The organism is Haemophilus parainfluenzae, assembly GCF_014931375.1.
GTDB lineage: Bacteria > Pseudomonadota > Gammaproteobacteria > Enterobacterales > Pasteurellaceae > Haemophilus_D.
In genome coordinates this window covers 110,955-124,944 of the sequence record NZ_CP063117.1, presented here as the reverse complement: position 1 = coordinate 124,944, position 13,990 = coordinate 110,955, and the positions used below count along the sequence as shown (strand labels likewise).

General features: G+C 40.0%; 15 protein-coding genes and 1 other RNA gene. 12 read left to right on the top strand and 4 right to left on the bottom strand.

Going from position 1 to position 13,990, the window contains the following annotated elements:
* Positions 1-35 precede the first annotated feature (35 nt).
* The 4 genes from INP95_RS00600 (at position 36) to INP95_RS00585 (ending at position 2,898) form a co-directional block, all read left to right on the top strand.
* Positions 36-593 carry a hypothetical protein gene (locus INP95_RS00600; protein WP_197560692.1) on the top strand — a complete coding sequence of 186 codons (558 nt, stop codon included), beginning with the start codon at positions 36-38 and terminating at the stop codon, positions 591-593.
* A 79-nt stretch (positions 594-672) separates the two neighbouring features.
* Positions 673-1,245: a hypothetical protein gene (locus tag INP95_RS00595; protein WP_232088518.1), complete on the top strand. Its 573-nt coding sequence runs from the start codon at positions 673-675 to the stop codon at positions 1,243-1,245.
* Between the two features lie 115 nt (positions 1,246-1,360).
* Complete coding sequence (gene glyA / locus INP95_RS00590) at positions 1,361-2,623, top strand: serine hydroxymethyltransferase (protein ID WP_070590391.1); 1,263 nt, start codon at positions 1,361-1,363, stop codon at positions 2,621-2,623.
* Positions 2,623-2,898 carry a DUF1294 domain-containing protein gene (locus tag INP95_RS00585; RefSeq protein WP_049372809.1) on the top strand — a complete coding sequence of 92 codons (276 nt, stop codon included), beginning with the start codon at positions 2,623-2,625 and terminating at the stop codon, positions 2,896-2,898. Before glyA ends, INP95_RS00585 begins: the two co-directional genes overlap by 1 nt.
* A 75-nt stretch (positions 2,899-2,973) precedes the next feature.
* Here INP95_RS00585 and dsbB read toward each other — a convergent pair whose 3' ends face one another.
* On the bottom strand, positions 2,974-3,507 hold the full coding sequence (gene dsbB / locus INP95_RS00580; protein ID WP_070590393.1) for a disulfide bond formation protein DsbB: 534 nt from the start codon (positions 3,505-3,507) through the stop codon (positions 2,974-2,976).
* Positions 3,508-3,526: 19 nt separating this feature from the next.
* Positions 3,527-5,065: a Na(+)/H(+) antiporter NhaB gene (gene nhaB, locus INP95_RS00575; protein WP_070590397.1), complete on the bottom strand. Its 1,539-nt coding sequence runs from the start codon at positions 5,063-5,065 to the stop codon at positions 3,527-3,529.
* A 134-nt stretch (positions 5,066-5,199) separates the two neighbouring features.
* Between nhaB and fadR the strand changes: the two genes are divergently transcribed.
* From fadR to ruvX, 4 genes are read left to right on the top strand one after another with little or no spacing between them, the layout of a single operon-like run.
* The gene (fadR, locus tag INP95_RS00570) at positions 5,200-5,928 is read left to right on the top strand and encodes a fatty acid metabolism transcriptional regulator FadR (RefSeq protein WP_197560691.1); all 729 of its coding nucleotides are present in this window, start codon (positions 5,200-5,202) and stop codon (positions 5,926-5,928) included.
* A 58-nt stretch (positions 5,929-5,986) separates the two neighbouring features.
* A complete protein-coding gene (rsmE, locus tag INP95_RS00565) occupies positions 5,987-6,721 on the top strand; it encodes a 16S rRNA (uracil(1498)-N(3))-methyltransferase (RefSeq protein WP_197561019.1) in 735 nt (244 codons plus the stop codon).
* The gene (locus INP95_RS00560) at positions 6,721-7,281 is read left to right on the top strand and encodes a YqgE/AlgH family protein (protein WP_197560690.1); all 561 of its coding nucleotides are present in this window, start codon (positions 6,721-6,723) and stop codon (positions 7,279-7,281) included. The genes rsmE and INP95_RS00560 overlap by 1 nt, the downstream gene beginning before the upstream one ends.
* Entirely contained in the window at positions 7,281-7,700 is a 420-nt protein-coding gene (gene ruvX, locus INP95_RS00555; protein ID WP_197560689.1) for a Holliday junction resolvase RuvX, read from the top strand. Before INP95_RS00560 ends, ruvX begins: the two co-directional genes overlap by 1 nt.
* 48 nt (positions 7,701-7,748) lie before the next feature.
* Here ruvX and pgeF read toward each other — a convergent pair whose 3' ends face one another.
* Together pgeF and rluD are read right to left on the bottom strand one after the other, a co-directional pair.
* On the bottom strand, positions 7,749-8,486 hold the full coding sequence (gene pgeF / locus INP95_RS00550; protein ID WP_197560688.1) for a peptidoglycan editing factor PgeF: 738 nt from the start codon (positions 8,484-8,486) through the stop codon (positions 7,749-7,751).
* Between the two features lies 1 nt (position 8,487).
* Positions 8,488-9,462 (bottom strand): 23S rRNA pseudouridine(1911/1915/1917) synthase RluD, encoded by a 975-nt coding sequence (gene rluD / locus INP95_RS00545; protein WP_197560687.1) that lies wholly within the window; start codon positions 9,460-9,462, stop codon positions 8,488-8,490.
* A gap of 109 nt (positions 9,463-9,571) precedes the next feature.
* Here rluD and bamD point away from each other — a divergent pair, with 109 nt between their 5' ends.
* The 4 genes from bamD to clpB all read left to right on the top strand — a co-directional run bounded on the left by bamD (position 9,572) and on the right by clpB (position 13,957).
* A complete protein-coding gene (gene bamD / locus INP95_RS00540) occupies positions 9,572-10,363 on the top strand; it encodes an outer membrane protein assembly factor BamD (RefSeq protein WP_005697879.1) in 792 nt (263 codons plus the stop codon).
* A gap of 91 nt (positions 10,364-10,454) precedes the next feature.
* Positions 10,455-10,652: non-coding RNA, 6S RNA (ssrS, locus tag INP95_RS00535), on the top strand.
* 26 nt (positions 10,653-10,678) lie between these two features.
* Positions 10,679-11,251, top strand: coding sequence for a 5-formyltetrahydrofolate cyclo-ligase (locus INP95_RS00530; RefSeq protein ID WP_005697907.1), 573 nt, complete (start codon positions 10,679-10,681; stop codon positions 11,249-11,251).
* Positions 11,252-11,386: 135 nt separating this feature from the next.
* Positions 11,387-13,957 (top strand): ATP-dependent chaperone ClpB, encoded by a 2,571-nt coding sequence (clpB, locus tag INP95_RS00525; RefSeq protein WP_197560686.1) that lies wholly within the window; start codon positions 11,387-11,389, stop codon positions 13,955-13,957.
* Positions 13,958-13,990: the final 33 nt, after the last annotated feature.

Genomic DNA, 13,990 nt, shown 5'->3' with positions numbered 1-13,990 from the left:
AATGTTATCCCTACTGTCAATAAAAGGAGTATCTTATGAGAAAGTTAATATTAGGTAGTATTGTAGCAGTATTATTAACAGGTTGTGCCGGAGCTTCAAATGTTTCACAAAGCTCAACATTAAGCTCAACGTTAGATGGCGAATGGATTTGTCATACTATTCCGACAAAAGATAAACAAACTTACGATCGTTTAGATCATTTTGTTTTGAAATCTGATGGAACAGGGATGTTACGAGGCATTTCTAGTATCGAATTAGATAAAGAGAGCACTATTCGTTATTTAACCAAAGGCAAGGTGAAATGGCAGGCTCAAAATAATGTCTTGAGTTTTGATTTTATCAATCGTTCTATGGTGCCGGCTCACAGTAAAAATGTGGCTAAAGTCATCAAGCAAAATAAAGCCTTACAAAAACAAGAAAAAGAAGAGTTGGCAGCATTTTATAGTAAATCTGCTAATCATACGGATATGCCAATTGAGCTGAAACAAAATGGCAATCAACTTATTCTCGGTAAGAATTATGCGACTTGCCGACGAGTCACTGAGAATGACAAAGACATTCAGTTATTAAATAAGTGGTTTGTGAAGAAATAGGCACGATTAAGAAAAACAAATACGATTTCAACCGCACTTTATTTTTAGGCGCGGGGATCTGATTAATAAGAGGAGAATTATGATGAGAAAATTAGTATTAAGTAGTCTTGTCGCAGTATTGTTATCGGGATGTGCAACGGCACATCAACAAACAGAACAGGAAAAAGCCTTAGTCGGCGATTGGATTTGCCATGTAAAACCTGCAGCCAAATCCCCTTTACCGGTTGAGCATTTTGATTATGTCACTTATCGAGCGGATCAAACTGTGCTGATGCGTGGTATCTCTCAGATTGATACAAAAGAAGGCTGGATGCGTTATTTATTGCAAGCTAAAGCCAAATGGCAGGCGAATGATGGCAAGTTAAGTTATGACTTTACGGATCGTCTATTTAAAACAGCACATTCACCACAAGTTGCGAAAATTATTGAACAATCTCCAGAATTTAAAGAGTTAGATAAGGAATTTGTTTCACCTTGTAATAACTGCGGTAATCATTTGGATATGAAGATTAAAATGAAAAGCCCAACAAGGATGACCAATTTTAATACTTATACGAAAGAAACCAGCCAATGCCATAAACTGGGTGCTGGCGAGAAAACAAAAGAAGTTAAACTAATTGAGAAATTAGTGAAAGAAAAAGGCTCGATTTAGATAAATGAATGTTTTTCATTGTAATAATGAAAAATATGATCGAAATTTTTGATTAAGTTTTTACTTGGAAACAGGTAAACTATACACAAATAATTCAAACAACGAGGAAAACACAATGTTTAAAAAAAGTATGAACATCGCTGATTACGATCCGGTTCTATGGCAAGCTATTCAGGGCGAAAATCGTCGTCAAGAAGAGCATATCGAGCTTATCGCATCTGAAAACTATGCAAGTCCACGCGTAATGGAAGCGCAAGGTTCACAGTTTACTAACAAGTATGCTGAAGGCTACCCAGGTAAACGTTACTACGGCGGTTGTGAGTACGCAGACATTGTTGAGCAGTTAGCGATTGATCGTGCTAAAGAGTTGTTTGGTGCGGATTATGTAAACGTACAACCACACTCAGGTTCACAAGCCAATGCGGCGGTATATGGCGCATTAATCAATGCTGGCGATACTATTTTAGGGATGGATTTAGCACACGGTGGTCACTTAACCCACGGGGCGAAAGTGAGCTTCTCTGGTAAAATCTATAATTCTGTACTTTATGGTATCACTGCTGATGGTTTAATTGACTATGAAGATGTCCGTCAAAAAGCATTAGAGTACAAACCAAAAATGATTGTGGCGGGTTTCTCTGCTTATTCTCAGGTTGTAGATTGGAAAAAAATGCGCGAAATTGCGGATGAAGTGGGCGCGTATTTATTTGTGGATATGGCGCACGTTGCAGGTTTAATCGCAGCAGGTTTATATCCAAACCCATTACCATATGCACATGTTGTCACAACAACTACCCATAAAACCTTAGGTGGTCCACGTGGCGGTTTAATCCTTTCTTCTTGCGGTGATGAAGAGCTTTATAAACGCTTACAATCTTCTGTTTTCCCTGCAAACCAAGGTGGTCCATTAGTTCACATTATTGCGGCGAAAGCAGTATGTTTCAAAGAAGCGTTAGAGCCAGCTTATAAAGAATACCAAGCGAATGTGATTAAAAATGCGAAAGCAATGGTAGAAGTGTTTAAACAACGCGGTTATGACGTGGTTTCAAATGGCACAGAAAACCATTTATTCTTAGTGAGCTTCATTAAACAAGGCTTAACCGGTAAAGCAGCTGATGCTGCGTTAGGTAAAGCGAACATCACAGTGAATAAAAACTCTGTACCAAATGATCCACAAAAACCATTTGTGACCTCTGGTATTCGTGTTGGTACACCAGCGGTGACTCGTCGTGGCTTTAACGAACAAGACTGTCGTGAGTTAGCCGGCTGGATGTGTGATGTATTAGATGCATTAGGCAAAGAAAACGAAGAACAAGTGATTGCAGCAACCAAAGAAAAAGTATTGGCAATCTGCAAACGTCTTCCAGTTTACGCATAATGCTGATTCAGCTTTTATTTGTGATGTTAGCGGCGGTGAATATCGCCGCTTATTTTTTAATGTGGAAAGACAAAGTCCGCGCGGTTCGTCATGGCTGGCGAATTTCTGAAAATACTTTCTTTCTATTAAGCCTGCTTGGTGGGTTTATTGGTGTTTATTGCGGGATGAAACGCTTTCGTCATAAAACCAAACATTTCAGTTTTAAATTTGTTGTTATTCTCAGTGCCTTTATTTGGTTGATCTTAATGCCTTATTGGTATTTCTTTCTTGAATAATGTTGAGTACAGAATGACTTTCAGTAATAAAAAAAGCCTAGAGAATATCTCTAGGCTTTTTAGTATGCGATTAGACTACTTAAAAATGAGGCGTCGATTTCGACTTTTCTTCACTTGTGAAAGTGTAATTAATCCCAACACAATGACATAGACAGCGAAAATAAATACCAACCATTGCACCATGGTGATACCGAAAAGTGACCATTGGCTTTCGTTGCAGCTACCTGTCGGATTGAAGACCGCAGGTAGCCATTTATGTAATGGTAATGTTTCTGGAAAGTTTGGTATAAATTCACATTGCTTCCAGGGCGCTGGGTTCATTTGTAAATCGAGGTGTCGAATGGAGATCATTAATCCTTTGATTGCACTAAATAAACCAACAATAAGAGCAAGAATGCGGATAATAAGCGAACTTGGCGCTAAGGCACCGATAAGACCAGCGACGAATAAACCCACAACAGCTAAACGTTCATAAACACAAAGTACGCAAGGTTGCAAACCCATGCCGTATTGAAAATAAAGTGCGGTCGACTCTAAGGCAAATGCAGTAAATGCCAAAAAGATCCACGCCGAACGCTTAAGGGACAATTGCTTAAAAAAGTCGAGCATTCTTTCTCCTTATGCTTCATTAAATTGGAAGAATTAAGCCAAGGTTTGCAAGCCAAATTGTCATTTCTGGTAGAATAAATTCGATTGCAAGGAAACCAACTAGCGTTAATACGATAGTGTAAGGCAATGCCATATAGACCATTCTACCATAAGAAAGTTTAATTAACGGTGCAAGCGATGATGTTAATAAGAACAAGAATGCGGCTTGACCGTTTGGTGTCGCAACAGAAGGTAAGTTTGTCCCTGTATTGATTGCTACAGCAAGTAATTCAAATTGATGCGGTGCAATAGCACCTGTCGCAAGCGCATGTTTCGCCTCATTAATGTAAACCGTTGCAACGAATACGTTATCCGAAATTGCGGAAAGTAAACCGTTGAAACCGTAGAATAGCGCTAACTGTGTTTTCTCTTCAGAACTTAATACGAAGTGAATAATTGGCGCAAAGAGTTTTTGATCGATAATCACCGCAACAATAGAGAAAAATACCACTAATAACGCAGTGAAAGGTAAACTTTCTTGGAATGATTTACCAATGGCATGTTCATCAGTTACACCTGTAAAGGTTGTTGCAAGAATAATCACACTTAAACCAATCAAGCCGACAGCCGCTAAGTGGAAGGCTAAGCCTAAGATTAACCAAACCGCGATAATAGCTTGGACAGAAAGACGAATCTTATCTTGTTTAGACATTTTTTTTGCATTTTCGCGATCTAAATCCGCTAAGACTTGCCATACTTCTTCTGGTAATTTTTCGCCATAGCCGAACACTTTAAATTTTTCAACTAAAACACAAGTGAGTAATCCACAGATAAAGACAGGAATAGTCACAGGCGCCATACGGAAGAAGAATTCAATGAAATTCCATTTAGCTTGTTCTGCAATGATCAAGTTTTGTGGTTCGCCCACCATAGTCATTACGCCACCGAGTGCAGTACCCACACCAGCATGCATCATTAAGCTACGTAAGAAAGAGCGGAATTTTTCTAAGGTTTCATGATTATTGATTTTGTTATCATCAGAAATATCAAGCGCATCTTGTAGTGTTTTACCGGATGCGACTTTGTGATAAACCCCATAGAAACCCATAGCAACACTGATGATTACAGCAACAACAGTAAGCGCATCTAAGAAAGCTGAAAGAAATGCTGCACTGAAACAGAATGCTAAGGAAAGTACGATTTTAGAACGGATACGGACTAATAATTTGGTGAACACATAAAGCAAAAGTTGCTTCATAAAATAAATACCAGCCACCATGAAGATTAAAAGTAAAACCACTTCAAAGTTTGCCATGATCTCGGCTTTAACGTGTTCCGCATTTGTCATACCAATAGCAATGGCTTCAAATGCTAATAAACCACCTGGTTGAAGAGGGTAACATTTTAATGCCATGGCTAGGGTGAAAATAAATTCTGCGACGAGTAACCAGCCTGCAAAAAATGGGCTGACAAAAAAGAATAAAATGGGATTAATTACCAAGAAGGTAATAATAGTTAATTTATACCAATCAGGGCTCGAGCCCAGAAAGTTTTTCATAAATGCTTGTGTGTAAGTCATATCGAACTCCGTTTTTTTATAGTCCTGTCATTGTAATATATACTGCTTTAAAGGATAATAGACCAGTTGAAGATTTAGTGAATAAATCACATTTTTTTGATCTTTTTAGACTTTTTTATATTTATTTCATACTCATGCAAACAGATAATACCCTTTTACGGGCTCAAAGCCCAGCCGCGCTTGCCGAAGAATATATTGTTAGAAGTATTTGGGATGATGTATTTCCTGCCGGCACTAACCTTCCTTCTGAACGTGATTTAGCCGATAAAATCGGTGTAACACGCACGACATTACGTGAAGTATTACAGCGTTTGGCTCGTGATGGCTGGCTTACCATTCAACATGGCAAACCGACAAAAGTCAATGATATTTGGGATACAGCAGGTCCAAGCATCATTGAAACTTTAATTACCTTAGATCGCCAAAGTGCGCCGTTAATTATTGAAAATATGTTGTCATTGCGTAGTCGCATGTCGGAATCTTATATTTATGAAGCCGTAAAATATTCACCTAAAGCCTCTGCCGCCTTGTTTAAAGGGATGGATGCTTTAGAGAATACTGCTGAAAGCTACATGGAATTTGACTATGCTTTATTCCGTCAGTTTACCGTAATGGCGAATAAACCTTTCTACCGTTTAATTTTTAATAGCTTACGTGGTGTTTATCATAAAATTGGTTTGCTATTCTTTAGTGAGGAAAAACATCGCCAAGTGACACATGATTTTTATGTAGAATTGCGTGATATTTGTGAAAGTGGTCAATCTGATTTAGTGGTAGGTTGTATTCGTAAACACAAGCAAGTGACTTCCGCTTATTGGCGAACCATTTTAGAAAGTTTGCCAAAAGATTTAGCAACAGAATAATATGAAAAGTGCGGTTGAAAATGACCGCACTTTTTCCTTATATCAAAGACTCAATATTATGCGTATTCCAAGAATTTATCATCCAGAATCCCTTAAAAATCAATCTACTTGCCAACTTTCAGAAGATGCGGCTAATCACGTAGGACGTGTACTTCGCATGACTGAAGGTGAGCAAATTGAATTATTTGATGGTAGTAATCATATTTATTCGGCCAAAATTATTGAAGCGAGCAAAAAAGCCGTTAAAGTGGAAATTCTAGGCTGTGAATTGAGCGATAAAGAGTCGAATTTATCGATTCATTTAGGGCAGGTTATTTCACGCGGCGATCGAATGGAATTTACCATTCAAAAATCTGTGGAATTGGGCGTGAATGTGATTACACCATTATGGTCAGAACGCTGTGGCGTGAAGCTAGACGGCGAACGCATGGATAAGAAAATTCAACAATGGCAAAAAATTGCTATTGCCGCTTGTGAACAATGTGGTCGCAATGTTGTGCCAGAAATTCGTCCGTTAATGAAATTACAAGATTGGTGTGCAGAGAATGATGGTGCATTGAAATTGAATTTACATCCAAGAGCCCAATATTCTATTAAAACCTTGCCTTCTATTCCAAAAGAAGGGGTTCGTTTGCTTATTGGTTCAGAAGGTGGTTTATCACCTCAAGAAATCGCACAAACTGAACAACAAGGATTTACTGAAATTTTATTAGGAAAGCGTGTACTACGCACAGAAACGGCTTCTTTAGCAGCCATTAGTGCGTTACAAATTTGTTTTGGAGATTTGGGATAATGATGGATTTACAAGGGCAATTTTTAATTGCGATGCCACAGTTGGAGGATTATTTCCAAAATACTGTGGTGTATATGTGCGAGCATAATGAGCAAGGTTCGATGGGCTTAGTGATTAATCAGCCCACCGATTTAAGCATTGCAGAGCTATATTCAAAAATGAATTTTATGATGAAAAATGACCGCACTTTTAGCAATGAACTTGTACTTGCGGGTGGACCGGTACATTCTGAGCGTGGTTTTATTTTGCATAAGAAAACAGCGAAAGAATTTGAGCATAGTTATAAAATTACTGATGATATGTATCTCACCACGTCAGCAGATATTGTGGAAACCTTTGGTTCAGCGGATGCGCCTGAGAAATATCTGGTTGCACTCGGTTGTGCCAGTTGGACAGCAGGACAGCTTGAACAAGAGATTGTAGATAATGCGTGGTTAGTGGCACCGGCTTCAGACACCATTTTATTTGAAACTATTTATGAAGATCGTTATCCTGCCGCGAATCAATTATTAGGGATTAATCCTCATAATTTTGTCTTTTCACAAGTAGGGCATAGTTAATGGGCATCACGGCGATCGCGTTTGATTTTGGCACAAAAAGCATTGGTTGTGCGGTCGGGCAAAGTATCACAGGTACGGCACAAGCATTACCTGCATTTAAAGCGCAAGATGGAATTCCAAACTGGGATGCTATTGAAAAATGCTTAAAAGACTGGAAACCTGATGTTATCGTGGTGGGATTGCCTTTAAATATGGATGGTACCGAGCAAGATTTAACACTTCGTGCGAAAAAATTTGCCAATCGCTTAAATGGTCGTTTCGGTATAAAGGTAGAACTTCAAGATGAGCGTTTGACAACGGTTTCTGCACGCGATGAAATTTTCCAGCGTGGCGGTTATCGTGCTCTCAATAAAGGCAAAGTCGATGGGATTTCTGCTTGCTTGATTTTAGAAAGTTGGTTCGAAAACTATCCAGAATAAGCCAAAAATAAACCGCACTTTAAGGTGCGGTTTGTTGTATTGATAGGTTTATTTTTTTATCCAAATCAGACTCGCCATTCGACCTGTTTTGCCATCTCGACGATAGGAAAAGAAGCTCTCTTTTTCATTGAATGTGCAATGCTCCCCACCGTAAATTTGGGTAATACCTAATTTGTTGAGGCGTTGAGTAGCAATTTGATAAAGATTGCCGAGGTATTTTCCTGATTCATTCGGATCGGGTCGAAAAGCCGTTTCTGCAATTGGGTCAAAAGCCATAAATTGCTCAATCACTTCTTTGCCAACTTGGAATGCATTAGGGCCGATAGCAGGTCCAAACCACGCAATAATCTCTTCGGGGGCTGATTGGAAACATTTCACTGTTTCTTCTAATACACCATCACAGAGTCCACGCCAGCCCGCATGGGCTGCAGCCACTTCAGTGCCTTGTTTATTGGTGAATAAAACTGGCAAGCAATCAGCCGTCATGACCAAACATACTTGGTTAGGTTGATTGGTGTAAACCGCATCGGCTTCTAAATGATTGCCCTCATAAGGCACCGTGATTACACGAGTGCTGTGTGTTTGAGTTAAAAACAACGGGAAATGTGGCAGATTAAATTTTTCGACCAATAAAGTGCGGTTAGTTTTGACCGCACTTTTATCGTCTTCGACATGATCGCCTAAATTGAAACTCTCGAAAGGCGGCAGGCTTACACCACCTTCTCTTGTGGTTGTAAACGCTTGGATATGTGGTGGAACATTCCAGTTTGGAACAATGGTTTTCATCTTAATAATCTAACTCGTCTTTATGTTCGAGGTAATCCGCTTTTAACGCATGCAGTAATTCGACAAAGTCATCCGGCAATGGCGCATACCATTCCATCATTTCTCCCGTAATCGGGTGAGCTAAACGCAACATAACCGCATGTAAGGCTTGGCGTTTAAAATTGCGTAGTACTTCAGTGAAGGCTTCGCTTGCATTCTTAGGTGGGCGAGGACGGCCGCCATAAGTTTGATCACCTAATAATGGATGTGCGATATGCGCCATGTGCACACGAATTTGGTGAGTGCGCCCCGTTTCTAAACGTAAGCGTAAACGCGTGTAATTACGGAAATTCTCCATAATGCGATAGTGCGTCACAGCCGGTTTACCCATTGGGTGAACCGCCATCAATGTGCGTTTTGTCGCGTGGCGAGCCATTGGCTGATCTACGGTTCCACCTTTAGTCATAATGCCACTTGCGACGGCTTCGTATTCACGAGTGATCTTACGTTTTTGTAAGTCTCGTACGAGTTTCGTTTGTGCGGGGATCGTCTTAGCAACAACCATGAGACCCGTTGTGTCTTTATCTAAACGATGCACAATTCCTGCGCGCGGTACTTCGGCAATAGGTGGATAGTGATAGAGTAGCGCGTTAAGTACCGTGCCATTTGGATTGCCCGCACCAGGGTGGACGACGAGATCTTTAGGTTTATTAATCACGATAATATCGTCATCTTCATAAACGATATTGAGCGGAATATTTTGTGGCTCAAAACGGTTTTCATCTTCCACTTCTACCGAAATCTCAATTTGCTCTCCGCCATAAACTTTTGCACGTGGAATATCGGCAATTTCACCGTTCATTTTTACCTGTTTTGCTTCAATCCAGGCTTTTAAACGCGAACGGGAATATTCTGGGAACAACTCTGCGAGGGTTTGGTCTAAACGCTGTCCCATTTGTTCGGGCTGAATTTCAGCCATTAAGGTCATTTGTGGCATAAAAAATCCATCTAAAAATTTAAAAAGTTGGCTTATTGTGTAATGTTCTATACAATATTCGTTAATTGTAACTTATTTATTGATTTTCGTAAAAATTAAGGAAAAAAGAATGCGTAAAATAAAATCTCTTGCACTTATTGCATTGACCTCATTCGCGATTGCAGCTTGTAGCAGTGGTAATAAAGAAGTTGAACAAGCTTCTGTTGATGATCTTTATGCAAAAGGGGCTGCAGCATTGCAAGAAGGAAGCTATTCTGACTCGATTCGTTATTTAAAAGCAGCAACAGAGCGTTTCCCTGGTAGTACTTACCAAGAGCAAGCAATGCTTGATTTAATTTATGCAAACTATAAAACGCAAGATTACACCGCAACGTTGGTAACTGTAGATAACTACTTACACCAATTCCCACAAAGTCCAAACCGTGACTATGCAGTGTATATGGCGGGTTTAACTAACTTGGCAACGGCTGATAACATGATTCAAGATTTCTTTGGTATCGATCGTGCAACGCGTGAAACAACTTCAATGAAAACAGCGTTTTCAAACTTCCAAAGCTTAGTGCGTGCGTTCCCAAATAGCCCATATTCACAAGATGCAGTAGCACGTATGGCATACATCAAAGATTCATTAGCTCGTCATGAATTAGAAATTGCAAAATTCTATGCAAAACGTGATGCATGGGTAGCGGTAGCAAACCGTGTAGTGGGTATGTTACAACAATATCCAGATGCTAAAGCGACTTACGAAGGCTTATTCTTAATGAAAGAAGCCTATGAAAAAATGGGTTTACAACAATTAGCAAGTCAAACTCAACAAGTCATCGATGCGAATAAAGATAAACAATTTGCGGACGTGAAAAAACCGGAAGAGTCTGATTTAATTCAACCGGTTAAAAAATAATCCCGTCCCTTGTGGGACGTGCTTAAATAAGCAAAATTATTCAAATAAAGGCTAGTCAAACCAATCAAATTGAGCTAGTATAAATTTAAAAGATTTCCTGGGGTGTTCGTGGATGGGTTATGTCCCTGAGCCGATACTTAGAACTTTATAAATCGGTTTCCCGCCATTGGTGTGTAGGCTTGACCTTTGACTTTGTCATTGGACTAAAGAAACCTAAAAATGGCCTTACCGGTTTCCTTGGACCGTCGGGTTCAAGGACTACTACTCGTAGCGGCACTCTGGGACCTTTCTCTTAAATCCATTCTTTCCAATCGAATGAAATCAACACAGCAGACGCTTCGCAATCAACTCCGTCAACAAATTCGTAAAACACGAGCAAATTTGACCGCACTTCAGCAGCAACAGGCGGAAGACTCCATCACTCAACAAGCGCTTGCATTAATTGAAGAACGAAATGCACAGCATATTGCCCTGTATGTTTCCTTTGATGGTGAAATCTCCACAGAGAAACTTATCAAAACCCTTTGGGCGCAAGGTAAACAGGTTTATTTGCCTGTCTTGCATCCTTTCAATCCGAATCACCTTTTGTTTTTACGTTATTTGCCTGATACTCCGATGCTGAAAAATAAATTTGGCATTTGGGAGCCAAAACTCAATGTTCAGAGCGTATTGCCTTTAGAGGAATTAGATATTCTTTTTACGCCACTCGTCGCGTTTGACAAACAAGGTAATCGTCTAGGTATGGGTGGTGGTTTTTATGATCGCACCTTACAACATTGGCAGAAGTCTTCTTTTATCCCAGTGGGATTAGCTCATCAATGTCAGCAAGTCGAACAGCTTCCAACAGAAGCGTGGGACGTGCCACTTCATCAAATCTTAGTTGCTTAAACCTATCAAGAAGTAAAGTTTGATAGAAAAAATTAAAAATAGTTGATTTTTTCTCTTGAAATACCAAAAAAGGGTCTTATTTAATTACTCATAAAGGGGATGACCCCAACAATTTTATGCAGGAGAAGATAAGATATGAATATTGAAAAATTTACCACTAAATTCCAACAAGCACTCAGTGAAGCGCAGTCATTAGCGCTTGGTAAAGATAATCAGTTTATCGAACCAGTGCATTTATTGGCCGCACTTTTAAATCAACAAGACGGTTCAATTGCACCGATTTTGACAGCAAGTGGCGTGAATGTCGCGTTATTACGTAATGAATTAAACGCAGAATTGAATAAATTGCCACAAGTGTCAGGTAATGGCGGAGACGTGCAAATTTCTCGTCAATTACTCAACTTATTGAATTTATGTGACAAATTAGCACAACAAAAACAAGATAAATTTATTTCCAGTGAATTGTTCTTATTAGTGGCTCTTGAAGAGCGCGGTGCATTAAATGACATTTTGAAAAAATGTGGTGCGAAAAAAGAACAAATTTTACAAGCGATTCAACATATTCGCGGAGGACAAAGCGTGAACGATCAAAATGCAGAAGAAAGCAGACAAGCTCTTGAAAAATATACGATTGATTTAACAGCTAGTGCTGAAAGTGGCAAACTCGACCCGGTTATTGGTCGTGATGAAGAAATTCGTCGAGCCATTCAAGTATTGCAACGTCGTACCAAAAACAACCCAGTATTAATCGGTGAGCCTGGTGTAGGTAAAACCGCTATTGTAGAAGGTTTGGCACAACGTATTGTCAATGGTGAAGTACCGGAAGGCTTGAAAAACAAACGTGTCCTTTCTTTAGATATGGGTGCCTTGATTGCAGGTGCAAAATATCGTGGTGAATTTGAAGAACGTTTAAAAGCGGTATTAAATGAACTTGCAAAAGAAGAAGGTCGCGTGATCCTCTTTATTGATGAAATCCATACCATGGTTGGTGCAGGTAAAACTGACGGTGCGATGGATGCAGGTAACTTATTAAAACCAAGTTTGGCACGTGGTGAATTACACTGTGTGGGTGCAACAACGTTAGACGAATATCGTCAATATATCGAGAAAGATGCGGCGCTTGAACGTCGTTTCCAAAAAGTCTTTGTAGATGAACCAAGTGTAGAAGATACCATTGCGATCTTACGTGGTTTGAAAGAGCGTTATGAGATCCATCACCATGTAGATATTACTGACCCAGCAATCGTAGCAGCGGCAACACTTTCGCATCGTTATATTTCCGATCGTCAATTGCCGGATAAAGCCATCGACTTAATCGATGAGGCGGCTTCTAGTATCCGTATGGAAATTGACTCTAAACCTGAGCCGCTTGATCGTCTTGAACGCCGTATCATCCAATTAAAATTGGAACAACAGGCGTTACAAAAAGAAGAAGACGAAGCAAGCCGTAAACGTTTAGACATGTTAGAAAAAGAACTTTCTGACAAAGAACGTGAATATGCTGAGCTTGAAGAAGTATGGAAGTCAGAAAAAGCAGCGCTTTCAGGTTCTCAACACATCAAACAAGAGTTAGATGCAGCGAAAACTGAAATGGAGCAAGCACGTCGTGCTGGCGATTTAAGCAAAATGTCTGAGCTTCAATATGGTCGTATTCCTGAATTGGAAAAACAACTTGCTGCCGCTGAAACCGGTGAAGGCAAAGAAATGAGCCTATTGCGCTATCGTGTAACTGATGAAGAAATTGCCGAAGTGCTTTCTAAAGCAACGGGTATCCCAGTTTCTAAAATGATGGAAGGTGAGAAAGAAAAACTCTTACGCATGGAAGAAGAATTGCACAAACGTGTGATCGGTCAAGAAGAAGCAGTCGATGCCGTTGCAAACGCGATTCGTCGTAGCCGTGCAGGGCTTTCTGATCCTAACCGCCCAATTGGTTCTTTCTTATTCTTAGGTCCAACTGGTGTGGGTAAAACTGAGCTTTGCAAAACATTGGCGAAATTCCTCTTTGACAGCGAAGATGCGATGGTGCGTATCGATATGTCAGAGTTTATGGAAAAACACAGCGTATCTCGTTTAGTGGGTGCGCCTCCAGGATATGTAGGCTATGAAGAAGGTGGTTACCTAACTGAGGCTGTACGTCGTCGTCCATATTCGGTGATTTTGCTTGATGAAGTGGAAAAAGCCCATGCGGATGTATTCAATATCTTGTTACAAGTATTGGATGATGGTCGTTTAACTGATGGTCAAGGCCGTACTGTGGACTTCCGTAACACGGTGGTGATTATGACCTCTAACTTGGGTTCTGATTTGATCCAAGGTAGCAAAGACGAAAGCTATGGTGAAATGAAAGCCTTAGTGATGTCTGTGGTGAGTCAACATTTCCGTCCGGAATTCATCAACCGTATTGACGAAACTGTGGTATTCCACCCACTTGGTAAAGACAATATCCGTGCGATTGCAAGCATCCAATTAGAACGTTTAGCAAAACGTATGGAAACCCGTGGTTACGAATTGGTATTTACCGAAGCGTTATTAGATTTCATTGGTGAAGTGGGTTACGACCCAATTTATGGGGCTCGTCCATTAAAACGTGCAATCCAACAAGAGATCGAAAACAGCTTGGCACAACAAGTTCTATCTGGTCAATTATTACCAGGTAAAGTAGTCACAGTGGATTATGTGGATGGCAAAGTTCAAGCCAGACAATAATTTGTAAAATGAAAAGCCATTTAGTGAAAGCTA